This window comes from Paraburkholderia hayleyella, from assembly GCF_009455685.1.
Classification (GTDB): Bacteria; Pseudomonadota; Gammaproteobacteria; order Burkholderiales; family Burkholderiaceae; genus Paraburkholderia; species Paraburkholderia hayleyella.
Window position 1 is genome coordinate 2,774,545 of the sequence record NZ_QPES01000001.1, and the last position, 24,553, is coordinate 2,799,097.

The 24,553-nt window shown below is 60.7% G+C and carries 21 protein-coding genes and 1 tRNA gene; 11 read left to right on the forward strand and 11 right to left on the reverse strand.

Annotation, left to right across the window (positions count from 1 at the left end):
* Positions 1 to 79 precede the first annotated feature (79 nt).
* From GH657_RS12225 to GH657_RS12245, 5 genes are read left to right on the forward strand one after another with little or no spacing between them, the layout of a single operon-like run.
* A complete protein-coding gene (locus GH657_RS12225; RefSeq protein ID WP_153101104.1) occupies positions 80 to 1,261 on the forward strand; it encodes an acyl-CoA dehydrogenase family protein in 1,182 nt (393 codons plus the stop codon).
* 37 nt (positions 1,262 to 1,298) lie between these two features.
* A complete protein-coding gene (locus tag GH657_RS12230) occupies positions 1,299 to 1,673 on the forward strand; it encodes a hypothetical protein (protein ID WP_153101106.1) in 375 nt (124 codons plus the stop codon).
* A gap of 4 nt (positions 1,674 to 1,677) precedes the next feature.
* On the forward strand, positions 1,678 to 2,190 hold the full coding sequence (locus tag GH657_RS12235) for a nuclear transport factor 2 family protein (RefSeq protein WP_153101108.1): 513 nt from the start codon (positions 1,678 to 1,680) through the stop codon (positions 2,188 to 2,190).
* Complete coding sequence (locus GH657_RS12240) at positions 2,190 to 3,377, forward strand: amidase (RefSeq protein WP_153101110.1); 1,188 nt, start codon at positions 2,190 to 2,192, stop codon at positions 3,375 to 3,377. The genes GH657_RS12235 and GH657_RS12240 overlap by 1 nt, the downstream gene beginning before the upstream one ends.
* The gene (locus GH657_RS12245; RefSeq protein WP_153101112.1) at positions 3,361 to 4,110 is read left to right on the forward strand and encodes an SDR family NAD(P)-dependent oxidoreductase; all 750 of its coding nucleotides are present in this window, start codon (positions 3,361 to 3,363) and stop codon (positions 4,108 to 4,110) included. Before GH657_RS12240 ends, GH657_RS12245 begins: the two co-directional genes overlap by 17 nt.
* A 35-nt stretch (positions 4,111 to 4,145) precedes the next feature.
* On the opposite strand, the gene GH657_RS12250 is transcribed toward GH657_RS12245, so the two are convergent.
* Complete coding sequence (locus GH657_RS12250) at positions 4,146 to 4,778, reverse strand: response regulator transcription factor (protein ID WP_153101114.1); 633 nt, start codon at positions 4,776 to 4,778, stop codon at positions 4,146 to 4,148.
* Positions 4,779 to 4,963: 185 nt separating this feature from the next.
* On the opposite strand from GH657_RS12250, the gene hpaC reads away from it, so the two are divergent.
* Positions 4,964 to 5,515: a 4-hydroxyphenylacetate 3-monooxygenase, reductase component gene (gene hpaC / locus GH657_RS12255; protein ID WP_153101115.1), complete on the forward strand. Its 552-nt coding sequence runs from the start codon at positions 4,964 to 4,966 to the stop codon at positions 5,513 to 5,515.
* 318 nt (positions 5,516 to 5,833) lie between these two features.
* Here the strand turns inward: hpaC and GH657_RS12260 are convergent.
* From GH657_RS12260 to GH657_RS12275, 4 genes are all read right to left on the reverse strand, one after another.
* Positions 5,834 to 5,924, reverse strand: a tRNA-Ser gene (locus GH657_RS12260).
* A gap of 199 nt (positions 5,925 to 6,123) precedes the next feature.
* Positions 6,124 to 7,413, reverse strand: coding sequence for a serine--tRNA ligase (gene serS / locus GH657_RS12265; protein ID WP_153101117.1), 1,290 nt, complete (start codon positions 7,411 to 7,413; stop codon positions 6,124 to 6,126).
* A 137-nt stretch (positions 7,414 to 7,550) separates the two neighbouring features.
* Positions 7,551 to 8,051, reverse strand: a complete 501-nt coding sequence (locus GH657_RS12270; protein ID WP_153101119.1) for a GNAT family N-acetyltransferase — start codon at positions 8,049 to 8,051, stop codon at positions 7,551 to 7,553.
* Between the two features lie 113 nt (positions 8,052 to 8,164).
* Positions 8,165 to 9,469 (reverse strand): replication-associated recombination protein A, encoded by a 1,305-nt coding sequence (locus tag GH657_RS12275; RefSeq protein WP_153101121.1) that lies wholly within the window; start codon positions 9,467 to 9,469, stop codon positions 8,165 to 8,167.
* Between the two features lie 380 nt (positions 9,470 to 9,849).
* Here GH657_RS12275 and cytX point away from each other — a divergent pair, with 380 nt between their 5' ends.
* Complete coding sequence (cytX, locus tag GH657_RS12280; RefSeq protein WP_153101122.1) at positions 9,850 to 11,163, forward strand: putative hydroxymethylpyrimidine transporter CytX; 1,314 nt, start codon at positions 9,850 to 9,852, stop codon at positions 11,161 to 11,163.
* 192 nt (positions 11,164 to 11,355) lie between these two features.
* A complete protein-coding gene (locus GH657_RS12285) occupies positions 11,356 to 12,339 on the forward strand; it encodes a LysR family transcriptional regulator (protein WP_153101124.1) in 984 nt (327 codons plus the stop codon).
* A gap of 17 nt (positions 12,340 to 12,356) precedes the next feature.
* On the opposite strand, the gene lolA is transcribed toward GH657_RS12285, so the two are convergent.
* Complete coding sequence (lolA, locus tag GH657_RS12290; protein WP_153101126.1) at positions 12,357 to 13,094, reverse strand: outer membrane lipoprotein chaperone LolA; 738 nt, start codon at positions 13,092 to 13,094, stop codon at positions 12,357 to 12,359.
* 206 nt (positions 13,095 to 13,300) lie between these two features.
* Entirely contained in the window at positions 13,301 to 15,619 is a 2,319-nt protein-coding gene (locus GH657_RS12295; RefSeq protein ID WP_153101128.1) for a DNA translocase FtsK, read from the reverse strand.
* 374 nt (positions 15,620 to 15,993) lie between these two features.
* On the opposite strand from GH657_RS12295, the gene trxB reads away from it, so the two are divergent.
* Both trxB and GH657_RS12305 read left to right on the forward strand, forming a co-directional pair.
* Positions 15,994 to 16,956 (forward strand): thioredoxin-disulfide reductase, encoded by a 963-nt coding sequence (gene trxB / locus GH657_RS12300; protein WP_153101130.1) that lies wholly within the window; start codon positions 15,994 to 15,996, stop codon positions 16,954 to 16,956.
* Positions 16,957 to 17,169: 213 nt separating this feature from the next.
* Complete coding sequence (locus GH657_RS12305; RefSeq protein ID WP_153101132.1) at positions 17,170 to 17,907, forward strand: Smr/MutS family protein; 738 nt, start codon at positions 17,170 to 17,172, stop codon at positions 17,905 to 17,907.
* A 156-nt stretch (positions 17,908 to 18,063) separates the two neighbouring features.
* Here GH657_RS12305 and GH657_RS12310 read toward each other — a convergent pair whose 3' ends face one another.
* The 4 genes from GH657_RS12310 to GH657_RS12325 form a co-directional block, all read right to left on the reverse strand.
* Entirely contained in the window at positions 18,064 to 19,182 is a 1,119-nt protein-coding gene (locus GH657_RS12310; RefSeq protein WP_153101134.1) for an ABC transporter ATP-binding protein, read from the reverse strand.
* Positions 19,183 to 19,291: 109 nt separating this feature from the next.
* Positions 19,292 to 20,149, reverse strand: coding sequence for a carbohydrate ABC transporter permease (locus GH657_RS12315; RefSeq protein ID WP_174769943.1), 858 nt, complete (start codon positions 20,147 to 20,149; stop codon positions 19,292 to 19,294).
* Complete coding sequence (locus GH657_RS12320; protein ID WP_425495743.1) at positions 20,139 to 21,092, reverse strand: carbohydrate ABC transporter permease; 954 nt, start codon at positions 21,090 to 21,092, stop codon at positions 20,139 to 20,141. Before GH657_RS12320 ends, GH657_RS12315 begins: the two co-directional genes overlap by 11 nt.
* A gap of 251 nt (positions 21,093 to 21,343) precedes the next feature.
* Complete coding sequence (locus GH657_RS12325) at positions 21,344 to 22,591, reverse strand: ABC transporter substrate-binding protein (RefSeq protein ID WP_153101136.1); 1,248 nt, start codon at positions 22,589 to 22,591, stop codon at positions 21,344 to 21,346.
* Positions 22,592 to 23,052: 461 nt separating this feature from the next.
* On the opposite strand from GH657_RS12325, the gene zwf reads away from it, so the two are divergent.
* Positions 23,053 to 24,513 (forward strand): glucose-6-phosphate dehydrogenase, encoded by a 1,461-nt coding sequence (gene zwf, locus GH657_RS12330; RefSeq protein WP_153101138.1) that lies wholly within the window; start codon positions 23,053 to 23,055, stop codon positions 24,511 to 24,513.
* Positions 24,514 to 24,553: the final 40 nt, after the last annotated feature.

Consider the following 24,553-nt stretch of genomic DNA (forward strand, 5'->3'; position numbering starts at 1 on the left):
TTCCAGACTGCTTGCATGGTGTCTCTTCCACACCTCCGCCACGCCCCACCTTCAACAATAAACGGTACGAAGACATTCTATGTCCCTCACTGCTGCATTCACGAAAGAAGACGGCATCGTCCAGGGCGATGAACTCACACTCGATGACGTAATTGCCGACATCGCGCGGCGACGCGAAGAGTTCGAGCGCCTCTCGCATGTTCCCCGCGATGTCATCGCTCAACTCAAGCGCGCCGGCATCTATCGCGCGGCAACGCCAAAGCGGTTCGGCGGCGATGCGCGCGCACCCGGCGAATTTCTTGCGCTGATCGAACGCATCGCCGCGGTCGATGGCTCCACGGCATGGGTCGCCAGTTTCGGTTCCGCGAACCAGTATCTCGCCGCCTTGCCACTCGACACCCAAAGTGCGATCTACGCCGATGGCCCCGATCAGGTTTTCGCCGGTGGCCTTTTTCCGCTGCAGAACGCCACAGCGGAAAAAGGCGGCTATCGGGTAAACGGTACGTGGAAGTTCGCCAGCGGCTGCAAGGGTGCGGACTGGCTCGGCGTGGGCATCGGCACGGGCAATGGCACCGGCAATGGAGCACAGGCACCGGGCAAACCGCATACCGCGGTGTTGAGGCCCGATCAGGTCGAGATCGTCGAGAACTGGAACGTAGTTGGCATGCAAGGCACGGGCAGCCACGATCTGCGCGTGACGAACCAGTTCGTCGCACAAGACTGGACCTTCGTGCGCGGCGGCCTGCCGAGCCTCGACGAACCACTCTATCGTTATCCAGCCCTCGCCTATGCGGCGCAAGTGCTTGCCGTCGTGAACCTTGGCTTGGCGCGCGCCGCGCTCGAAGTCGCAAACAACATGGCGGGCGGCCGCAAAACGACGACCGGTGCCCCGCCACTCGCAGACCGCGCGTACTACCGCATCGAACTCGCCAAAGCCGAAGCCCAGTTGCGCTCAGCCCGCGCGTTCTTCTACGAAACGACCGACAGCGTGTGGCAAACGATTCTCGCGGGCGACGACGTCACACCAGAGCAAGTGAGCCTGTTACGCCTGTCGGCCACGCAGATCGCACGCGACGGTGCAGACGTCGTGAATCGCGCCTATCGGCTCGGCGGCACATTAGCGATCTATCGCAATCACCCACTGCAACGCCTGGTGCGTGACGCGATGGTGGTCACGCAGCATGCCTTCCTCGGCGAAGGAAACTACGACGGCGCGGGCGCGGTGTTCGTCGGCGTCCCGCCGATTCCAGGCTATCTCTAAGCCTCTCATTCAATCGAACCAGGGAGTCCCCGTGACCATGACTGATAACCGCCACCTTCCCCTGCGCGTGCTGTTTTGCTGCGGCGTCTCGCAGAATTTCTTCGACTTGCCGCGTGAGCAGACCGGTGAAGTGTGGCAAGCCTACGGCAAGATGCTCCACGCCATCCAGGCGATGGAGGACGTGCGCGTGCTCGGCATGATGGACGATGACCATCTCGTTGTCGGCCACGCCGATGGCGCGCCGTGGACCTTTTACATCATGGCCGACGTCGCAAGCTTCGATACGGCCGTGGCCGTCTGCAATCTGTATCGCACAACGTCAGTGGGTCAGTTCAGTTTGTGGCGCTACGGCAAGATCGAAGCGCGCGTGGGCCGTGCACTGAGCGTCCCGCCGGGCACAAACAATGTGTGATGCGATGACCGAATCTCTCATCGAAGCCCTGCAGGCACGCATCAGCGCGCTCGAAGCACAGAACGCAGTACGCAAGACAATCGCGCGTTATATGGCGTTATGCGATGTACCTGCTGGCGCGCTCGAAGGCGAATCGTTCACCGCGCTGTTCACCCACGATGCCGTGTGGGAAGGCATCGGCCCACTTTACAGCAGCAAGTTCGGTTACCTGCAAGGACACGACAGCATCATCCCGATGCTTCAGCGCTACTTGCCGCCCAAGCCGCATTTCGCCAGCAACGTGCATTTTTTGAGCACCGAACACATTGAAGTGGACGGCGATACGGCGAAGGGACGCTGGATCATGCTGCAGGCTTCCCGCTATGCCGATGCCAAAACCGAACTCATTGCCGCACGCCTCGAAGTCGATTTCGTGCCCTCACCGCATGGCCATCGAACCTGGTTGATCCGGCATTTCCGCACGGAGCGTCTGTTCGCTGCGCCATGGCCCGTCAGTCCCGCGCAAGGAGCCGCTTGATGAACGCATTTTTACAGGCGTTCGATCTCAGCACTCATCCACGTGCAGAGGCGCCGACAGTTGCCATCAAGGACAGCATCGACATCGCGGGCTATCCCACCACCGCAGGCAGCCTCGCACTCGCTGCTGCGCCGGTCGCCACGCAACATGCCGAAGTCGTGCAGCGTCTACTCGATGCAGGCTGGCGTATCACTGGCAAAACGAACATGCATGAACTCGCATTCGGCATGACCGGCATCAACGACTTCTACGGCACGCCACCGAATCCGCAGGACGTGACGCGAATTCCTGGAGGCTCGTCGAGCGGTTCGGCTTCGGCCGTGGGCCAGAAACTCGTCGATGCGGCGCTTGGCACGGATACCGGCGGCTCGGTGCGCGGTCCTGCCGCATGCTGTGGCGTAATCGGCCTGAAGCCGACGTTTGGACGCGTCTCACGCCAAGGCATCATGCCGGGCATGACGACACTCGATTGCGTCGGCCCGTTCGCCCGTGACATGAAGACGCTCATCGACGTGATGAGAGCCATTGATCCGTCTTTCCAGGCAGACAAGGCATCGTGCGCCATAGCAAAAACACGCATTGGCATCGTCGACGCTGAAGCGGAACAAGACATCACCGAAGCCCTGGCCGAGGCCATGACATGCGCCGATCTCGCCACGCACCGCATCACACTGCATTCGATGAAGCCTGCTTTCACTGCGGGGCTCACGATCATCAACGCGGAGACGTGGCGCGCGTTCGGTCATCTCATTGGGAACGGCAAACTCGGTGCCGATATCGAAGCGCGCTTGCGTGCTGCATCGAATACAGCCCTGGCCGATCTCCAGGCCGCAGAGCGGGTGCGCCGCAGCTTCAGCGACGAAGTCGATCACGCACTCGATCAAGTCGATGTGCTCGTCATGCCGACCCTACCCGCGCTACCCATCACACTCGAAGCCGCCCGCACCGGCACTTCGGTGCTCGGCATGTCAGCGCTGATTCGGCCATTCAATCTAAGCGGACATCCTGCGCTCACGCTCCCCATTCCCCTCAAAACTTCCACGCTGAAGGCTGGCTTGCAGATCATCGGCCGCAAGGGACAGGACGAACAGGTATGCGCCGTGGCCGCGCACATCGAAACGATGCTCGCGCACCACCAGGGCGCACCGCATGCACCATGGAACAAGCCTTATGACGAAACAAATTAGAACCGTGCTGGTTACAGGCGCGGCCCGCGGCCTGGGTGCGGTCGTCGCACGCCGCTTTCATGACGCCGGCTACCAGGTCGCGTTAGGCGATATCGTTATCGAAGAAGCTCAAGCGCTTGCGCGCGAGTTAAGCACCGACGGCTCGAGCGCCTTCGCCTTGAAACTCGATGTCACAGCGAAGGCCGATTTTGCAGCCGCACGCGATACCTTGCTTGAGCGCTGGGGCAGCATTGATGTGCTCGTCAATAACGCAGGCGCATCGAAGGTCGTGCCCGTCATGGAGATCACAGCGGAGCAATTCGAGCAGGTAATCAACGTGAATCTGCGCAGCGTGCTGTATGGCTGCCAGGTCTTTGGCCAGTATTTCGCCCATCGCGGCGCAGGACGCATCGTCAACATCGCCTCGCTTGCCGGACAGAATGGCGGATCGGCAACCGGCGCGCATTATGCCGCGGCAAAGGGCGGCGCCATCACGCTGACCAAAGTCTTCGCGCGAGACCTCGCGGCCTACGGCGTGACGGTCAATGCCATCTCGCCGGGGCCACTCGATCTGCCTGTCGTTCATGAAAGCGTGCCCGCCGACAAGCTGGAGCAAATCATCGCTGGCATTCCGGTCGGCAAACTCGGCTCGGCGACGTATATCGCCGATATCGCTGTGCTGCTCGCTTGCGCCGAAGCCGGCTTTGCCAACGGCGCGTGCTGGGACGTCAACGGCGGGTTGTATATGCGCTGACAGCGCCAACGCTCAAGCCCGCGCGAGCGCATGCGTCACAGCAGCTGCTCGCCGGGAGCTTCCCAGACCTCGAGCACGTCACGCATCAGCGTCGCAATCGAGCCTGCATTCAGCTTTTCCTTGACGCTTGCCCGATGCACATCCACCGTCTTCACGCTAATCGACAACTCAGCCGCGATCACCTTGCTGGCCTTGCCTTCGATCAGGCCACACAGCACTTCCTTTTCGCGCGCCGTGAGTGTGCCAATACGCTGACGCAGACGCCGCTGGCGCATGCCCTGCGCATGGCGCTGCGATGCGAGCCTCATCGCACGCTGAATGCGCTCAAGCATCTGCTGCGCGTTGTACGGCTTCTCGACAAAATCAATCGCGCCCTGCTGCAAGGCACGCACCGACATCGGGATATCACCGTGTCCGCTCATAAAAATAGTGGGCAAGATCGCGCCACGACGGTTAAGCACCGCCTGCACATCGAAACCGCTCACTTCAGGCATGCGCACATCCAGCACGAGGCAGCCCGGTACATCGGGGTCGAAATCCGCAAGAAATTTCGTCGCGCTAACAAAACTGCGCGATTGAATCCCGACCGATTCGAGTAACCATGCCAATGACGTACACACGCCCTTGTCATCGTCGACGATATAGACCATGGGAGCGGAATCGGTCATAAACAGTGTGTCGTTGCAGCGGTCCGGTTTCATGGGACACGCAGGGGGCCCGGCGTCGCATGATAGCTAGTCGGCAACAGGCTCGCAAAGCACATATGTAGCACCTGAACACGGCATCGCCCGCCCCGAACTCAAACCTCAAACCTCGAACCTCAAACCTCAAACCTCAAACCGGAGACATTGGCATGTCCGCCTACGCTACCGAGACTGAAACACCCGCCGCAGCTGATCATGCCCGTCAGCAGTTTCGGCAAGCCATGGCGCACCTCGGCGCCGCCGTCAACGTCATCACGACGTATGGGCCACACGGGCGCTGCGGCATCACCGCGAGCGCCGTTTGCTCCGTCACCGATACACCGCCAACGCTGCTGGTCTGCCTAAACCGCTCCAGCGCCATGCATGGGGTGTTCAATGGCAACGGCAACGTATGTATCAACGTGATTCCGGCCAGCCTTGAAGATATCGCGCGCCATTTCGCGGGCATGACAGGGCTAGCGATGGAAGCACGCTTCAGGTTGCCGGTATGGGATGAGGGCGAGCATGGGGTGCCGGTGTTGCGCGGTGCGCTCGCCAGTTTGCAAGGCAGCATCGTCGAGGCCAAAGAAGTCGGTTCGCATTCCGTGATGTTTGTTGAGATCACCGTGATCCGCGTGCGTGCGGACGGAGATAGCCTCATTTACTTCGACCGGAATTTTCATCGGGTACCCCGAGCGTGGTCTGTGAATGAGCTTGTTTGAGGTGGGGCTTTGGGGCAATGGAGTGCGTCTTGCCCGGCTAGAGAGACAAGACGCCTTTTTACGCGTTTGAACTTACGGGGTTTTCTGGTTAAGCCTGATGAAGAAGGTGAGACTCAAACAAGGCAATCAAACGCACCGATCACGGATCGAACGCCAGAGCAGCCATATCGAGACGATGAACTATTCTCCCGATTTAATCGCCCCGTCTAGCATTGAAGGCTTGGCGCGCAGTCGAATTGACGATGGAGGAACCTCCAGCGGATCAAGTATTCAGAAATGAAAAAAGCCCTTGAAAATCAAGGGCTTTTTTCATTTAACTGGCGGAGAGGGTGGGATTCGAACCCACGGTACGGGAAAACCGTACGCCTGATTTCGAGTCAGGTACATTCGACCACTCTGCCACCTCTCCGGGGGTGCTGTTACTGCGACAGAAACCAAAACCATTAAAAATCACACAATCGTTTTGTTTGACCTGCCATTTTTACTATTTGACTATTTCGCCGAGCGGGTCGTTGCTTCGGCGAAGCGGCGATTATAGAGCAGCCGAAGCGACTTTCCAAGCCCCCTTCGGCTATTTCACTCCTGCTGTTCAAGCACCTGCAGCCGCTTCAAGCCACTTCAAGCCGCTCCATTCCGCCCAGATACGGCCGCAATGCGGCGGGCAGCGTCACTGAACCATCGGCGTTCTGTCCGTTTTCCAGCACCGCAACCAGCGTGCGCCCCACGGCTAGCCCCGAACCATTCAGCGTATGTACCAGTTCCGGCTTGCCTTGCGCATTGCGGTAACGCGCGTGCATCCGGCGCGCCTGAAACGCCTCGGTATTCGAACAGCTGGAAATTTCGCGGTAAGTATTTTGTGCGGGCAACCAGACTTCCAGGTCATAGGTCTTGCTCGCGGAAAAACCCATGTCGCCCGCGCACAGCGTCATCACCCGGTACGGCAACTCAAGCTTTTGCAAGATCGCCTCGGCGTGTCCAACCATCTGTTCCAGCGCGTCATACGACGTTGCAGGCTCGACGATCTGTACCATTTCCACCTTGTCGAACTGGTGCTGACGAATCATGCCGCGTGTATCTCGCCCATATGAGCCCGCTTCGGAACGAAAACACGGGGAATGCGCAGTCAGCCTGACAGGCAGCGCGCTGGCTTCGAGAATGCTGTCACACACGGTATTGGTCAGCGAAATTTCAGCGGTCGAAATCAGGTATTGCGTCACCGTGTGTTCGCCGCCGCCCTTTTCGACGCGGAACATGTCGTCGGCGAATTTTGGCAACTGACCTGTGCCGTAAAGCGCCTCGGGATTGACGATATAAGGCGTATACAGCTCGGTGTAGCCATGCTGCTGCGTGTGGGTGTCGATCATGAACTGCGCCAGCGCACGGTGCAGCCGCGCCATCGGGCCACGCAGCACCGTAAAACGCGCACCTGAAAGTTTCGCTCCGGTCTCGAAATCGAGTCCAAGCGGCAAGCCCACATCCACGTGATCCTTGATCTCGAAATTGAAGTTGCGCGGCGTGCCCCAACGGCGCACTTCGACGTTGCCGCTTTCGTCCCGGCCCGGCGGCACGCTGTCGTGCGGCAGATTGGGCACGCCTTGCAACAGCGCGGTCAAACGCTGCTGAATCTCCTCGAGTTGCGCGGCAGAGGCTTTCATTTCATCGCCCAGACCGCCTACTTCGGCCATCACGGCGTGAGTGTCTTCGCCGCGGCCTTTCATGGCGCCGATCTGCTTCGACAGGCTATTGCGGCGAGCTTGCATATCCTCGGTGCGAGACTGGAGCGCACGGCGTTCGGCTTCAAGCGTGGAGAAGGTGGCGGCGTCGAGGGTATAGCCCCGCTCGGCGAGGCGTTGAGCGATGCCATCGAGGTCGCGGCGCAGCAGCTGGATGTCGAGCATGAGTAGGAGACGGTCTTCGTTAATTGAGCCAAGATTTTAACGCACCCTATGTCGGCGGGAGCCGGACAGATAGCACTGCGGCCAAAGGAGTGCAAGGAGCGCATCCGCGCCGGCCCATGGCCGCTGCGGCTATTCGGCTAGCCGATGTAGGAAAAAACGGCGAAATCGGCGCCGTTCAGTTCAAACCTGGCGACTTCCTGCATGCCCATACGCCGATGCGCCCGAAGCGATGCCTCGTTGTCGGTGCGGATGAACAGCACCCCCTCGCGGCCTGGTTCCAGCTGTCGCAACGCGGAAAACATCGCCGCGGCCAGCCCCTTGCCACGCTCGGCGGCGTCAACACAGACCGGGCCATAGACATAGGTGTCCGCCGTCCCCGCATAGGCATCGAACAGGGCGCGAACAATCGGCATTCCACCGCTCATGGCGCGAGTCGTGCTCATGAGAAAACCCGTGATGCGGCCGTCACGCCTTGCTACGATCAACGGCATGCCGCGCATCATTGCAACAAGACGCGAACGGGGAAGCTCTGCCTCCAGCATGCCGCCGTGTTCGATGAGATTGGCCGTCAGAAGCGCCTCGATTCCGTCCAGGTCTGCTTCGGTTGCCCGGCCAATGCTTACTCCAGAGTCTGTCATGATCGTTGATCGGTTCATGGGCGATAAGCCACATGTTAAATGTTGCCGCTTTCCTGATTTTCTATTCGTTCTTCACTTTTGCCCTATTTCGCCCTATTTCGCCCTATTCCATCCTATTTGCCGGGCTCTTCATCGAGCTTTCTCAAGAAAGCCAGCTTCTCACCAATCTTGACCTCCAGCCCTCTTGGCACAGGCTGATACCAACCGGGTTCTGCCATGCCATCCGGAAGATAGGTTTCACCCGCCGCATAAGCATGAGGTTCGTCATGGGCATACCGGTATTCATGACCGTAGCCCAGTTCCTTCATGAGCTTTGTTGGAGCATTGCGTAGATGAACCGGAACCTCACGGCTCTTGTCCTGCTTCACGAAGGCTCTTGCCTGGTTGTAGGCGTTGTAACCCGCATTGCTCTTGGCAGCCATTGCAAGATAAATAACGGCCTGCCCCAAAGCTAACTCGCCTTCAGGGCTTCCCAGCCGTTCATAGGTCAGGGCCGCATCGTTCACGATCTGCATGGCTCGTGGGTCAGCCAGACCAATGTCTTCCCAGGCCATGCGCACAATCCGCCGCGACAGATACCGGGGGTCAGCCCCGCCATCCAGCATGCGTGTCAGCCAGTAAAGCGCCGCGTCTGGATGAGAACCGCGCACCGACTTGTGCAAGGCGGAAATCTGGTCGTAGAAGTTGTCCCCGCCTTTATCAAAACGCCGGCTGTTCAAGGTCAGAGCATTCTGAATGAAATCGGTATCAATCCTGGCGACACCCGCCGCACCCGCAGCCGTTTTGCACTGTTCAAGGAGATTCAGGAACCTTCTCGCGTCACCGTCCGCATACCCGGCAATGGTATCGACAGCCTTGTCTTCAAACTCCAAATCACCCAGGGCGTTTTCTTCCCTGGCTCTAACTAGCAGCTGCTTCAACTCTTCGTCTGTCAGTGATTTCAGGACATAGACTTGGGCACGCGACAACAAAGCCGAGTTGACTTCAAACGAAGGGTTCTCGGTGGTAGCCCCAATGAAGGTGAACAGTCCTGATTCCACATGAGGCAGCAGGGCATCTTGTTGAGACTTGTTGAACCGGTGAATTTCGTCTACGAACAAGATAGTGTTCTTGCCCTGTGCAAGAAATTGCCTCGCTTGTTCCATGGCCTCCCTGATGTCCTTGACACCCGACAAGACCGCGGACAACGCGATGAATTCACACTTGAAAGCCCTGGCCGTGAGGCGCGCCAAGGTGGTCTTGCCCACCCCCGGCGGCCCCCAGAAGATCATGGAGTGCGGCTTGCCCGACTGAAAGGCCAAGCGCAGCGGTTTACCTTCACCCAATAGATGGGACTGCCCGATCACCTCGTCCAGGGTGGTGGGGCGAAGCGCTTCAGCGAGTGGCGCAACAGGCTCTTGAGCGAACAGGTCAGGCATGGCGTTCCCTCACAGAACCATGGGAAAGACGAAAAATCTGCGCAGTGGCACGGGGTTCTTCAAACATGATGTTTTGGGGATAATCTCGGCTGTTCAGGCGGGGGACGGGGAGACACGGCGCTTCGGCACTTCGGTGCTTTCGCCCCCCTTCTTTCGCTTCGAACACCTCGGTGTGCAACAGCGAAAGAGCGCAAAAGCACGCTAAGGCGGTGGTGCATTATGACAGCGCCTGGGTGCATCTCCTGGGTGCATCTATCAGGCCATGCTCCGTTCTTCACCCTGGCCACGCGTGCGGCCGGCCGGCACCCGTCTTTCGCCTGGCCGATTTGCCGTGAGCGGCGGCCTTCTTTCTTCCTTTTCCCCTTCTGCGAGACCGATTCATGACGCCTACGCCTGCACCCGGCGCCTCTACCCCTTACGCGCCACTGGTGCCTGTCGCCGACGCCCAGCGTCTCTTTCGCACGCGCGATGTGTTCGCGCTGTGGTTCTCGCTCGGGATCGGGTTGCTGGTGGCGCAGGCGGGTGCGCTGCTGGTGCCGGGGCTGGCGCTGCCGTATGCGCTCGCCGCCATCGCGCTGGGCAGCACCCTCGGCGTGACGCTGCTGGCACTGGCGGGCGTGATTGGTACCGATACCGGGCTGGCCGCCATGTCGTCATTGCGCCCGACGCTCGGGGTCCGTGGCGCCCGCGCGCCCGCCATGCTGAACGCGTTGCAACTGGCGGGCTGGGGCGCTTTCGAAATCATCGTGATGCGCGATGCAGCAGATGCGCTGGTCAGGCAGGCTTTTGGGCTCTCGATGCCGCTTGTCTGGACACTGCTCTTTGGCCTGCTGGCGACGCTGCTGGCAATTACCGGCCCGCTCTCGTTTGTGCGCCGTTTTTTGCGAACCTGGGGCCTCTGGCTCTTGCTGGCCGGCGCGCTCTGGCTGTCATGGAGCCTACTCGCCATGCACGATCTGGGGGCGCTGATGCGTCGTCCGGGCACGGGAACGATGTCGTTCGGCGGGGGCGTCGATCTGGTCGTGGCGATGCCGCTCTCATGGCTGCCGCTGATCGCGGATTACACGCGTTTCGGCCGCCGCGCGGGTGAAACCTTTCGCGGCACGCTGCTGGGCTATGGGCTCGCCAATATCTGGTTCTATGCGCTCGGTGCGGTGTATGGCCTGAGTGCGGGCGACGGCAATGTACTGCTGATCACAGCCCTCGCCCAGGCGGGCGGCGGCCTCGCGCTGTTGCTGGTGCTGCTCGATGAAATCGATAACGCCTTCGCGGATATCCATTCGGCAGCCGTCTCAACCGGCACGTTCTGCACCCGCGCCAGCGTGCCCTGGCTCTCGGCGGCATTCGGTGCGCTGTGCACGCTCATCGCGCTCGTCGTGCCGATGGCGCGGTATGAGAATTTCCTGCTGCTGATCGGTTCGGTGTTCGCGCCGCTCTTTGGCATCGTGCTGGCCGATCACTTCATCGTCAGACAACGCCAGATCGATACCCTCGCCCTGGCCGATGTGCAAGGGCGCTACGGCTTCTTCCACGGCTGGCATGTCAAGGCTTTCGGGGCGTGGGCGGTGGGCATCGTGACCTATCATGCGCTCGCGCACTGGCTACCCGATCTGGGCGCCACCCTGCCCGCGCTAGCGCTCAGCGCGCTGTGCTATCTGGCGCTGGTGTCCGGCGCAAAAATGGCGCGCGTCTAACGCCGCGTTTGCGCCACGTCTGCGCCACATCGAGCAAAATCATTACAACCTGGTCAATTCCCCTGCCTTGGTACAACGGAGCATCACCGGGCACCACAGTATTAGGACAGCTCTTATTTTTTTACGGTTAAGCAATAGATATGATGCGCTCTGAATTCATTTCACATTGGTCACAGCCAATGTATTCAGGCCATGAACGCTCAACTGACTGATCTCGATTTACGCCTGATCCGTGTCTTTCTCGCCATTGTTGAAGCGGGGGGCGTCTCATCCGCGCAGGCCACGCTGAATATCGGCCAACCCACCATTAGCACCCAGCTCGCCACGCTCGAAACCCGGCTCGGCTACCGGCTATGCGAGCGCGGCCGCAGCGGCTTTAGCCTGACGGCGCGCGGCGAACAGTTCGTCGAGGCGGCGCGGGCGCTGCTGGTGGCAGTCGATACCTTCGGCGTGCAGGCCCGCAACGTGGGCCGCAAGCTGGTCGGCTCGCTGGATATCGGCATGATCGGGCACACGCCGCTCGGCGCCAGCACCCGCATCAGCGAGGCGATCAACCAGTTTCGCGCGCGTGATCAGTCAGTCAGGTTTTCGATTCTGGTGCGCTCGCCAAGGGAGCTGGAAGAATTACTGCTCAAAGGCCGGATTCAGATTGGCATTGGCTATTTCTGGCACCGGGCGCCTTCGCTCGAATACACCGAAATTTTTGCTGAAGAGCAGTTCGCCTATTGCGCGAAACACCATCCGCTGTTCGCCGCAGCCGGCCACGTGACGCCCGCCGACGCGGCGCAGCACGAATGGGCCTGGCGCAGCTATCCGCTGCCCGAAGCCAAAAGCTCGACCACGCCGGATAACGTGACGGCTGTCGCCGACAACATGGAAGCCGTGGCGATGCTGGTGTTATCAGGCCGTCATCTGGGTTACCTGCCGGAGCATTTTGCCGAGCCGTATGTCCAGCAGGGGCTGCTGGCCGCGCTCAACCCCGGGCAGATGCGCTACCGCGTGGTGTTTCACCTGGTGACGCGCACGCGGCAGCATCGCAGCGAAATCGTCGACGCGTTCATCGACGATCTTCGCGCCGTGTCCCAGCCGTATGGCGTCGAGGCTAGCGCGCGTCTGCCGGACAGGCCTGCAGGCACGCCCATTCCGCCAGCGCCAGCGCCGGAGGCAAACGTTTAACAAACGCCCGCCCTCAGTCAGGTCGGCCCGACGCCTTCGCTGTCGATCACATCCGCACCGCTGGGCGTCGTGAACCTGAACTGCCCGGCGGGAAGCGGCGGGTTTTTCTGCATCTTCGAAAACGTCAGCAACGTGACGTTGCCAAACACATCGTACAGTTCCATCGCTTCCAGATTGCCGTTGCGAAAGCCAATGCCAACGCGCTGAAACTGGGTGTCCCTAGCCTTCGGCGTCAGCTCGAGCCAGTCGATGCCCGCTTTCACACCGGCATCATGCAGCGTGAAATTTTTCTCCAGATCGTTGCTGCCAAACAGGATAGCTGCGGGGCTCGCACCGAGTGCTCCGCCCAGCTTGCGCACGGTGACCTGGTTCAGATCCTTGTCATAGACATAAAGCTTGTCGCCATCGGCTTGCAAAAGCTGCTGGTAGGGCTTCTCGTAAGCCCAGATGAACTTGCCTGGCCGCGCGAACAAAAATGTGCCGCTGGCGTCGACACCCGCCTTCTTCGTTACCGGCGCTGACGCGCCGCTGGCGCCAGGCGCCGTCGTAGCGCGAACCTCATGCTGCACGAACTCGCCACGCGCCGCATGCACTTGCGCCACAAAAGCCTTCAGTTGCGCCGTGCCACTCGCCCATGCTGGCGCACTCAGCAAGAACGCACTAGCCAGCGCGAGGCATGGCATGCGCCACATGAACGTGCGCGACACAAGGCCACGACGGGCCGAACGGGTCACGTTCCCGGTGATTTGCTGCATGGTGTTCTCCATTTAAAAAGCCGCGGTGAAAACCCGCCACCCGCGGCTGTCATGTCCAGTCGTATTCGTTCACAGGCGGGAAAGCCGGGCCCCAAAGATACTTGCGGATATTTTCGGACACATGCGGGCACATGCGGACACATGCGGCTTCATTGCAAACCGAGGGCAAGCAACGCGCGGCGCGGACTTGATCACACGGGTCAGCATCAATCGCCATCGCGCCGCGGGACGAGAATTTCCCGGTTGCCACTGGACGACATCGCCGACACCACCCCCGATTGTTCCATTTGTTCAAGCAGCCGTGCGGCACGGTTATAGCCGATACGCAAATGACGTTGCACCAGCGAAATCGACGCGCGCTGGTTCTTGATCACAATCTCGACGGCCTGGTCGTAAAGCGGATCGGATTCGCCGCCTGCTCCCGCTCCTGCGCCATCCGCTCCAGCCTCATCGCCTTCGCTGCCCAGGCCGCCTTCCAGCAAACCCTCGACATAGTTCGGCTCACCGCCTTGCTCCTTCAGACGTTGCACCACGCGATGCACTTCCTCGTCCGAGACAAACGCGCCGTGAACCCGCACAGGCAAACCGCTTCCCGGAGGCAGATACAGCATGTCGCCCATGCCAAGCAACGATTCCGCCCCCTGCTGATCGAGAATCGTGCGCGAATCAATTTTCGATGACACCTGAAACGCCATCCGCGTGGGCACGTTCGCCTTGATGAGGCCGGTGATCACATCCACCGAAGGCCGCTGCGTCGCCAGAATCAGGTGAATACCCGCTGCCCGCGCCTTTTGCGCGATCCGCGCGATCAGTTCCTCAACCTTCTTGCCCACCACCATCATCAGATCGGCCAGCTCGTCGATCACGACGACGATATTGGGCAAGCGCGACAGCGGCTCGGGATCTTCCGGCGTCAGGCTGAAAGGATTGGGGATTTTTTCCTCGCGTTTGGCAGCTTCGTCGATGCGGCTGTTAAAGCCCGCGAGATTGCGCACTCCCATTTTGCTCATCAGCTTGTAGCGGCGCTCCATCTCGCCCACCACCCAGTTCAGGGCATGGCCCGCCTCGCGCATATCGGTGACCACCGGGCACAGCAAATGCGGAATGCCCTCGTAGACGCTCATTTCGAGCATCTTCGGATCAATCAGGATCATCCGCACCTGTTCGGCGCTCGCCTTGTAGAGCAACGACAGGATCATCGCGTTGATCCCCACCGATTTGCCCGAGCCGGTGGTGCCCGCCACCAGCAAGTGCGGCATCTTCGCCAGATCGGCACATACCGGCTTGCCGCCGATGTCCTTGCCGAGCCCCATCGTCAGCGGCGAGGCGGCGTCGGCATAGACAGCCGAGCCGAGAATCTCCGAAAGCCGCACGGTCTGGCGACGAGGATTGGGCAGCTCCAGCGCCATGAAATTTTTGCCAGGAATGGTTTCGACCACGCGGATCGACACCAGTGACAGCGAACGTGCCAGATCCTTGGCCAGACTGACGATCTGGCTGCCTTTCACCCCCGTGGCCGGTTCGATCTCATAGCGCGTCACCACCGGGCCCGGATAGGCCGCCACCACGCTGACCTCGACACCGAAATCCTTGAGCTTTTTCTCGATCAGACGCGAGGTGAACTCAAGCGTATCGGCAGAGATGGTTTCCTGGGCGGGCGGCGCCGGGTCGAGCAGCGCGACGGGCGGCAGCGTGGAGTCGCCAGGCAAATCGGTGAAAAGCGCCACCTGGCGTTCTTTTTCGACGCGTTCGGAGCGTACCGGCGTGACGACAGGCGGCACAATCGTCACCGGCTCGTGCTCTTCGATCCGCACACGGCCTTTTTCGACCTTGTCCTCGCGCTTGACCGCAGCGGCTTCGCCCAGACGGCGGTCGCGGCCCGCTTCATGGCGCTGGCGCAACGCGGCCAGCGTGGTCACGAGCGCATCGCCCACACGTTCCGCCACTGATAACCACGAAAAGCGGAAATACAGCGACAACCCGATCGCCAGCGTCAGCAGCAGCAGCAACGTGCCGCCCGTAAAGCCAAAGGCATGGGACACGCCGCGCGCCACAGCCTCGCCCACCACGCCACCTGGCGCACGCGGCAGTGGAACTTGCAGCGACCACATGCGCAACGCCTCGATGCCATCGCATGCCAACAGCACGAGCGCGAAGGCAATGCCTTCAGCCAGCCAGCCCTGGCGGCCAGGCTGCGCGGCCCCTGGCATGGCCTCATGGCGCGTGATACGGCGATAGTTGGCCGCGATGTGCCGCAACAGCAGCATGACCCACCAGTAAGCCGACAGGCCGAACAGCAGCAGCAGGATATCGGCCGTCCAGGCGCCGACGCGGCCCGCCCAGTTGGCGATACGGTCAACCTGGGCGGCATGGGTCCAGCTGGGATCGTGACGGCTGTAACTGATGAGAGCCATCAGTAAAAAGACGCCGAGGGCCACCTGGAGAATCCACCGGATTTCGGTGACAAGACGCGACATGCGATGGGGCAATGCTTGCGCGGACGCGGAATAGTGAGGTTTTGCCATTGATCCTGTAAGCGGTGCAGCCCAGGCGCGGCGCGGCGAAGACGCCAGAGGCAAATCCTCACGCGGCTCACGCTGGCTGGGCGAGAGCGCATTGTAAACGGAGTACGGAGTGCCATGCCATGCGAGCGATGATCCCGCTGTAACGGGCCCCGGGCCAAAGCGCTGCGGGCAATGAGCGAACCCGATGAGCAAAACCAATGGCAAACCCAATGGCGAACCATGAGCAGCCGATGGCTATCGCGCCGATCAGCAAGCTTCATGAGCGCGAGGCCGGCTGGCCCCTTTATAATGCCGGGCACACACCCATCTACAGCTTCGGCCCACCCGTGCCGGCACTGCCTCGCACCGCCGGACGTCTTTAACGGATTTCGATCATGCCCGCCTCTTCCACACAGCACGCGAAAGTTCTGATTCTCGGTTCAGGCCCTGCGGGATACACCGCCGCCGTCTACGCGGCCCGCGCCAACCTGGCGCCGCTGCTGATTACCGGCATGGCCCAGGGTGGTCAACTGATGACCACGACCGATGTCGAAAACTGGCCCGCCGACGCCCAAGGCGTACAAGGCCCAGACCTGATGAACCGCTTCCTGGAACATGCCGAGCGTTTCAATACGCAAATCGTCTTCGACCACATTCACACCGCCAAACTGGACGAAAAACCGCTCCGTCTGATCGGCGACTCGGGCGAATACACGTGCGACTCGCTGATTATCGCCACGGGGGCGTCGGCGCAATATCTCGGGCTGCCCTCCGAGGAAGCCTTCATGGGCCGTGGTGTCTCCGCCTGCGCCACCTGCGACGGCTTTTTCTACAAGCAGCAGCATGTGGCGGTGGTGGGCGGCGGCAACACCGCTGTTGAAGAAGCGCTTTATCTCACCGGCATCGCCAAAAAAGTGACGGTGATCCATCGTCGTGACAAGTTTCGCGCCGAACCCATCCTGATCGACCGCCTGCTCGAAAAAGAGAAAGAGGGCCTGGTCGAAATCAAGTGGAATCACGAACTCGATGAAGTCAAAGGCGACGATTCAGGCGTCACTGGCGTGCGCATCAGGCACACGCAAACCGGCGACACCACCGAGATCGACTTGCAGGGTCTTTTCATCGCCATTGGCCACAAGCCGAACACCGATATCTTCGCCAGCCAGCTTGAAATGAAGAACGGCTACATCGTCACCCAGAGCGGCCTGAACGGAAATGCGACCGCAACCAGCGTGCCCGGCGTGTTCGCGGCAGGCGATGTGCAAGACCATATCTATCGCCAGGCCATCACCAGCGCGGGCACCGGCTGCATGGCCGCGCTCGATGCACAGCGTTACCTGGAAAGCCTTCACGGCTAAGATAACCGGCAGGCGTCCTGAGCTCTGACGCGTTGTAGCCAGACGCCTGGCGCCTGGCTACAACGCGGCCCGAAACGACCCGCCCGGGTTGTCCTCGTGTTGTCCTCCAACCGCTGGCCGCACGGCCAGCCCTAACGCTCACACAACCGCCTGCATCAAAGCGCCCGGCCAACCGACACCTCATCGCTGCTGCGCTTCATGCAGCCTCGCGCCATGCCTAAAAACCTGCCTCATCCTGCCGAACCTAAACGCCCGCGCACCACGCGCGCGGCGCCCAGCCTCTCAGCGACACCCGCGCCACCGCCCAAGGTAGCGCCAGGTACCGGGCTCGCGGGTCTGGGCGCGCTGCGCGGCACGCTCAAAACCGAGGCCCAGCGCCGCGAGCGTGAACGGCTCACCGCTGCGGCAACGGCGCGCGAGGCCGCGGCCGAGGCCGCGCTGTTTCGCCGCGAAGTCGGCAGCGTCACGCCGCTGAACGTCCCACCCCGCGCCAGCACACCGCGCCCGCAGCCGTCCCCCGTGCCCATCCAGACGCAGCGCGACGAGCAAGCGGTGCTCAGCGAAGCCATCTCCGACGAATTCGATCCCGAAGTCCTGCTCGATATCGACGATTCGCTGTCGTTTCGCCGCCCGGGTATCAGTGAAGAAGTCGTGCGCCAGATGCGGCGCGGCAAATGGACCGTGCAGGCGCAACTCGATTTGCACGGCCTGCGCCGCGATGAAGCTCGTGAAGCGCTCAGCACGTTCCTCCGCGAAGCGGTGAAATCCGGGCTGCGTTGTTTGCGTGTGATTCACGGCAAAGGGCTGGGCTCGATCGGCAAGGAACCCGTGCTCAAGGGCAAGGTGCGCACGTGGCTGGCGCAAAAAGAAGAAGTGATCGCGTTTTGCGAGGCACGCGCCAACGATGGCGGTGCAGGCGCGGTACTCGTGCTGTTGCAAGGCGCGCCCTGAAGCCAGGCAACGTCTGAGTTCCTGAGTTCCTGAGTTCCAGCAAAAACCCTTGCAGGTTATCCCAGGCAACGCCAGGGACAACCTGCAAGGGCCGGAGATTGGGCAAACGTATCCGCCCCAACTCATCGGACGAGGCCTCGTTGCCCGGTTTTCCGTTCAGGCCACCCGCGCTTCGTTCGACGGATCGAACAGCACCGCCTTCGACACATCGAACAGCAGGCTCATCTCTGACAACGGCTGCGGCTGTGCGGCCGGATGCACCCGGCTCACAATCCGCTTACCGTTGACCTGGGCGAACACCAGCGTATCCGGGCCCGTCGGCTCGATCACCTCCACCTTGACCTTGACCGGCTGCAATTGCCCGTTCGCCACATTGTGCGCATTGCGTTCATCGGTAATGCGCTCTGGGCGCAGCCCCAGGATCACCTCACGCCCAAGCTGCGGTTTCACGCGGCCAGCCTCGAACGGCAGGCGCAGCACGTCGCGCTTCACACCGGTATCGAGTTCCAGACCAACGCCCGCACCCTGCTCCACCAGCTTGCCCTGAATAAAATTCATCGGCGGCGCACCGATAAAACCCGCGACAAACAAATTGGCCGGTGAATCGTAAATTTCCTGCGGTGCGCCAAACTGCTGCACCACCCCATCTTTCATCACCGCGATGCGGTCGCCCAGCGTCATGGCTTCGATCTGGTCGTGCGTGACGTACACCGTCGTGCGGCCCAGGCGCTGATGCAGCAGCTTGATTTCGGAGCGCATTTCGATGCGCAGCTTGGCATCGAGATTCGACAGCGGCTCATCGAACAGGAACATCACCGGGTCGCGCGCCAGCGCCCGGCCCATCGCCACCCGCTGGCGCTGGCCACCGGAAAGCTGGCCTGGCTTGCGCTCCAGCAGATGCTGAATCTGCAGCATGGACGAAACGCGCTCGACGATCTGGTTTTGCTCCGCCTTGGGCACCTTGCGAATTTTCAGGCCGAATGAGATGTTCTCGCGCACCGTCATCGACGGATACAGCGCATAAGACTGGAACACCATAGCGATATCCCGGTCTTTCGGCGACAGGTCGTTGACGCATTTGCCGTCGATTTGAATCTCGCCATGGGTCACCGTCTCGAGGCCAGCGATCATGTTCAGCAGCGTCGACTTGCCGCAACCCGAGCCGCCAACCAGAATCAGGAACTGACCGTCTTCGATGTCAATGTTGACGCCCTTCAGGACTGGCACCCCATTGGGGTAGGTCTTGTACACGTCACGGATGGAAAGGCTTGCCATGCTGTGAATCCTTTTGTCTCGGAGACTGCTTCGTGCGGAAACGGTACGCACACGAAAGTAGCGTGAATAACGAAATAGCAGGAACGGTTCTGCCCTGCGGCCTGGAGACTCAGCCCTTTACCGCGCCAGCGGTGAGGCCACGTACAAAGTAACGGCCCGCCAGCACATACACCAGCAAGGTCGGCAAGGCGGCAATAATCGCCCCAGCCATATCGACGTTGTATTCCTTCACCCCGGTCGAGGTATTCACGAGGTTATTCAGCGCAACCGTGATCGGCATCGAATCTACGCCTGAAAACACAATGCCAAACAGGAAGTCATTCCAGATCTGCGTGAACTGCCAGATCAGGCACACCATGAAGATCGGCAATGACACAGGCAGCAGGATTTTCGTGAAGATCGTAAAGAACCCTGCGCCATCGATGCGTGCGGCCTTCACCAGTTCAGCGGGAATGCTCACGTAAAAATTGCGGAAGAACATCGTGGTGAAAGCAATGCCATACACCACATGCACCAGCACCAGCCCGCCCGTGGTGTTCGACAAGCCGAGCGCGCCCTGCAAGCGCGCCATCGGCAGCAGAATCGCCTGGAACGGAATGAAACATCCCACTAGCAGCAACGTGAAAACCAGGTCCGCGCCGCGAAAGCGCCAGTGCGTCAGCACATAGCCATTGAAGGCGCCAATGATCGACGACAGCAGCACCGCCGGGATCACCATGCGGACCGAGTTCATGAAAAACGGCTGCATGCCGTCGCAGCGCACGCCGGTACACGCCTCGTTCCAGGCCTTGAGCCAGGGTTCGAGGGTGAAATGGGTGGGCGGCGTCAGCAGGTTACCGTGACGCAGTTGCTCAAGATCCTTGAACGATGTCGAGAGCATCACGTAAAGCGGAAACAGGAAATACAGCGCGAACAGGAACAGCGCCGCATACACGACGGCGCGGCCGAGCGTCATCTTAGGCTGCATGGCGGGTGCTCCTCGACTCCAGATACATGAGCGGCACCAGCACCGCGACGACGGTCGCCAGCATCATCATCGACGACGCCGCGCCCACCCCCAGTTGCCCACGGTTAAACGAGAACGTGTACATGAACATCGCGGGCAGCGATGACGAGGTGCCGGGGCCGCCAGCCGTCAGCGCGACCACCAGATCGAAGGTCTTGATCGTGATGTGACAGAGGATCAGCAGCACGGAAAAAAACACCGGCCGCATGCTGGGAATCACGATCTTGCGGTAAATCGCTGGCAGCGTCGCGCCATCCACCTGGGCCGCCTTGAAAATCTCGCTATCGACGCCGCGCAAGCCCGCCAGAAAGAGCGCCATGACAAAGCCTGTCGATTGCCATACCGCTGCAACCACCACGCAGAAAATCGCCTTGTCCGGATCGCCCAGCCAGCCGAACGAAACACCGGTCCAGCCCCAGTCGTGCAGCACCTTTTCGAGGCCCAGCCCAGGGTTCAGGATCCATTGCCACGCCGTTCCAGTGACGATGAACGAAAGCGCCATCGGATACAGAAAAATAGCGCGCAATGCACCTTCGTTGCGTATGCGCTGGTCCAGCAAGATCGCCAGAAACAGCCCGAGCCCGATGCAAATCCCGATGAACGGAATACCAAACCAGCCCAGGTTAGCCGCCGAGGTCCACCAGACATCGTTGTCGAACAGCTCGGCATAACGCTCGAACCCGGCGAACTCATAACGTGGCATCAAGCGCGAGTTGGTCAGCGACAAAAAACCGGTGACCAGAATGAAGCCATACACAAACACCAGGCTGATCATGATGCTAGGCGCCAGCACCAGCCTGGGCACCCAGCGGTCGGCCAGCGCCGCCAGCGGCGAGGCACGGCGACCAGGATGAACAGGGCTGCGCACAGGGGTTTTCCCGTTGTCGCTCAGAGAAGCACTCACTCATCGACTCCTAAAACCAGGCTTCGCGCTGGGGCAAAAAGGCCTCCAGGCGGCGGAGCGGCCGTCAGTTGCGGCTCGGATAAAGTGGGAATGACGTGCGTTTGCGCCACGCCTTGTCTCACGCCAGACAACGTGAGACAAAGCGCTACCAACAGCGCTACAGACAACGCTACAGACAACGCTACAAACGCACGGCGCTACGGTTGCTGCACAGCAGGTAAAAGTCAAAGCAAAAGCAAAGGCAATGCGGCTTACTTCGTCCTTGCTGCCTTGGCCAGCGCCTGCACGGCGCTCTTCGAATCCTGCGTCGAGTTCATGAACTTCGTCACGACGTCGGTGATCGCGCCCGCGGTGGCATCCGCCTGAGCCATGCCGTGCGCCAGTGAAGGCACATAGCCGCCCGATTTCAGCGCGACTTGCTCATCGGCGTAGGACTTTTTCGCGCAATCGTCGAACTTGTCCATCGACACGCCAAGGCGCACCGGGATCGACCCTTTATTCAGGCTGAACTGCTCCTGGAACGCGGGCGACATGATGGTTTTAGCCAGCGCCAGTTGCCCTGGCGTAGCCGCTTTCTGACCTTTTTGCTGGAAGAACACGAACGAATCGACGTTGAAGGTGTACGACGTCGCGGTGCCGGGCACTGGAGCGCAGATGTAATCGGCGCCCGATTTTTTATGCGCGCCGACGAACTCGCCCTTGGCCCAGTCGCCCATGAACTGCATGCCGGCCTTGCCGTTGATCACCATCGCGGTGGCCAGATTCCAGTCGCGGCCGGTACGGCCATTATCGAAATACGATTGAATCTTGCGCACGGTATCGAACACCTGGATCATCCGCTCGGAGGTCAGGGTTTTCGGGTCGAGGTCCACCAGCGCTTTTTTATAGAAATCCGCGCCCTGCGACAGCACGACGTCTTCCCACAGTGTCAAGTCCTGCCATGGCTGGCCACCTGCGGCGACGGCAACGATACCCGCCGCTTTCATTTTGTCGGCGACCTGGAAAAATTCCGTCCAGTTGCCCGGCACCTTGCCGCCGGCCTTGTCCAGCGCCGCCTTGTTGATATAGAGCCAGTTCACGCGATGCACCGAAAACGGCGCGGCCACGTAGTGACCATTGGCGTGCAGGATCTTGTCGATTTCGGCGGGGAGGTTTTTCTTCCAGTCGGCAGTCACCGGATCAATCGGCACCAGCAGGTCCTGGGCGGCCCATTCCTGGATCAGCGGGCCTTTGATTTGCGCGGCACTCGGTGCATTGCCCGAGATCACCTGGGTCTTGAGTGCTGTCATGGCAGCCGCGCCCGCACCACCGGCCACGGCGAAATCTTTCCACGCGTAGCCTTCTTTTTGCATATCGTCTTTCAGCACGCCAACGGCCCTTGACTCACCGCCTGACGTCCACCAGTGCAGCACTTCAACTGATTCGGCAGCCTGTACCGCAGGCATGCCGCACAACAGGCCTGCAGCGCCGAGCGCAGCCATGATTGCACGGAATTTCATTGCTCAATCTCCTCCAGACACCTGAACAGAACGAACCGCCCCCATGCAGCCAGGGGCAGCGATGGGTCAAGCAGACAAAACACGGAACGCACATGCGCTAGTCATGGGGGCCGCTGAATGCGGCTCCCATGACGCACAAAACGCACAGGAAATACGATGACGGTGTTCAGGATGCAAAAGGCTGTCTCCTTTTTGTTTTTTAACGCTCGCCGTTTTTTACGCCCGTAGCGCGCGCGGTGCCGGTTATCCCTGCATCGCGCACTATCCAGACACGCCGGTACGCGCAGGGCTAGACGGAGGCTCCTCGAACGGCTTTGCTTTTTCTGGCTAATTAGCGCTGAATTAGCGCTACCTCTTGCGCCGGATTGTAGTTAAACTACAATTCAGTGTCAAAAAATATTTTACTGGACTACGACCCTCTGTCGTGGCCCTGAATTGAGACGGAACTCCACGGAACTCTCATGCAAACCGACTCCGGTTTTACCTTCGTGCTCTTCGGTGGCACGGGCGATTTAGCCATGCGCAAGATTTTGCCCGCCCTCTACGAAGCCCATCGCGCCGGCATGCTGGCGGACAACGGCAAGATCGTCGCGGTGGCGCGCCATTCGGCCGATCTCGCTGATTATCTCCAGTGGGTCGAGCAACACGTCAAACCCCACGTTTCCAAAAACGGCATAGACGAAGCCGCCTGGGCCAGCTTTGTGCAGCGCATCGCCTATGTCCGGCTCGATCTTGGCCGTGCGGCCGATTTCACGCTGCTGCGCGAGGCCCTTGAGCCGCTGAATGGCACGCGGGTGTTTTATCTGGCCACCGGGCCTTCGCTGTTCGTGCCGGTCTGCCAGGCGCTCGCAGCCGTCGGGCTCAATGCCGGGGCCCGCATCGTGCTCGAAAAACCCCTCGGCTATGACCTCAAATCATCCACCGCCATCAACGATGCCGTGGGCGAAATTTTTACCGAAGGCCAGATTTACCGCATCGACCATTACCTCGGCAAGGAGCCGGTTCAGAACCTGCTCGCGCTGCGTTTCGGCAATGCGCTGTTCGAGCCCCTCTGGCGCCGGGAATGGGTTGAAAGCATCCAGATCACCATCGCCGAAGAACTCGGCGTCGAAGCGCGCGGCGATTTTTACGACAACACCGGCGCCTTGCGCGACATGGTGCAAAACCATCTGCTGCAACTGCTGTCGATCGTCGCCATGGAGCCGCCGCATTCGATGGATTCCGACGCGGTACGCGACGAAAAACTCCGCGTGCTGAGGGCGCTCAAACCGATCGATTCACGCGATATCAGCAAGATCGCGGTGCGCGGCCAGTACCACGCGGGTGTGATTCGCGGCACGCCGGTACCCGCCTATTCGACCGAACCCGGCGTCAAGCCTGGCAGCACCACTGAAACCTTCGTCGCCCTCAAGGTCGAAATCGAAAACTGGCGCTGGGCCGGCGTGCCGTTCTTTTTGCGCACGGGCAAGCGCCTCGCCGACCGGGTGGCGGAAATCGTCGTCAATTTCCGCGCCGTGCCGCATTCGGCGCTGGGGCCGAGCGCGCTGCGTCCAGGCGCGAACCGCCTGGTGATCCGCTTGCAGCCTAACGAAATGATTCGCCTGTATTGCCTCGCCAAACAGCCTGGCGAAGGCATGAACCTTTCGAGCGTGCATCTGGATCTGGCGTTCGATCAATTTTTCCCCGAAGGCCAGATGGAGGCCTACCAGCGCCTGCTGCTCGATGTGATCAATGGGCGCCTCGCGCTCTTCGTGCGCCGCGACGAGCAGGAAGCGGCCTGGCGCTGGGTCGAGCCGATCCTCAACGAATGGGCCAGCCCGGGCAAAACACCCAAGCCGTATGCGGCAGGCACCTGGGGGCCCGCCGCCGCCAGTGCGATGCTGGCACAGCACGATACCTGCTGGCTCGAAGAAGAAAACTGAGCGACAACTGAGCGGCCCGCTCCAACCGGCTCACCGCGCC

Coding starts and splice junctions, on each gene's coding strand:
- serS (WP_153101117.1), bottom strand. CDS start 7,413: ATGCTCGACATCCAGCTGCTGCGCCGCGACCTCGATGGCATCGCTCAA.
- cytX (WP_153101122.1), top strand. CDS start 9,850: ATGACGCCTACGCCTGCACCCGGCGCCTCTACCCCTTACGCGCCACTG.
- GH657_RS12270 (WP_153101119.1), bottom strand. CDS start 8,051: ATGACAGACTCTGGAGTAAGCATTGGCCGGGCAACCGAAGCAGACCTG.
- GH657_RS12325 (WP_153101136.1), bottom strand. CDS start 22,591: ATGAAATTCCGTGCAATCATGGCTGCGCTCGGCGCTGCAGGCCTGTTG.
- GH657_RS12285 (WP_153101124.1), top strand. CDS start 11,356: ATGAACGCTCAACTGACTGATCTCGATTTACGCCTGATCCGTGTCTTT.
- GH657_RS12235 (WP_153101108.1), top strand. CDS start 1,678: ATGACCGAATCTCTCATCGAAGCCCTGCAGGCACGCATCAGCGCGCTC.
- GH657_RS12245 (WP_153101112.1), top strand. CDS start 3,361: ATGACGAAACAAATTAGAACCGTGCTGGTTACAGGCGCGGCCCGCGGC.
- GH657_RS12275 (WP_153101121.1), bottom strand. CDS start 9,469: ATGCCTGACCTGTTCGCTCAAGAGCCTGTTGCGCCACTCGCTGAAGCG.
- GH657_RS12225 (WP_153101104.1), top strand. CDS start 80: ATGTCCCTCACTGCTGCATTCACGAAAGAAGACGGCATCGTCCAGGGC.
- GH657_RS12230 (WP_153101106.1), top strand. CDS start 1,299: ATGACTGATAACCGCCACCTTCCCCTGCGCGTGCTGTTTTGCTGCGGC.
- GH657_RS12240 (WP_153101110.1), top strand. CDS start 2,190: ATGAACGCATTTTTACAGGCGTTCGATCTCAGCACTCATCCACGTGCA.
- GH657_RS12310 (WP_153101134.1), bottom strand. CDS start 19,182: ATGGCAAGCCTTTCCATCCGTGACGTGTACAAGACCTACCCCAATGGG.
- trxB (WP_153101130.1), top strand. CDS start 15,994: ATGCCCGCCTCTTCCACACAGCACGCGAAAGTTCTGATTCTCGGTTCA.
- GH657_RS12250 (WP_153101114.1), bottom strand. CDS start 4,778: ATGACCGATTCCGCTCCCATGGTCTATATCGTCGACGATGACAAGGGC.
- GH657_RS12295 (WP_153101128.1), bottom strand. CDS start 15,619: ATGGCAAAACCTCACTATTCCGCGTCCGCGCAAGCATTGCCCCATCGC.
- GH657_RS12315 (WP_174769943.1), bottom strand. CDS start 20,149: ATGCAGCCTAAGATGACGCTCGGCCGCGCCGTCGTGTATGCGGCGCTG.
- zwf (WP_153101138.1), top strand. CDS start 23,053: ATGCAAACCGACTCCGGTTTTACCTTCGTGCTCTTCGGTGGCACGGGC.
- hpaC (WP_153101115.1), top strand. CDS start 4,964: ATGTCCGCCTACGCTACCGAGACTGAAACACCCGCCGCAGCTGATCAT.
- GH657_RS12305 (WP_153101132.1), top strand. CDS start 17,170: ATGCCTAAAAACCTGCCTCATCCTGCCGAACCTAAACGCCCGCGCACC.
- lolA (WP_153101126.1), bottom strand. CDS start 13,094: ATGCAGCAAATCACCGGGAACGTGACCCGTTCGGCCCGTCGTGGCCTT.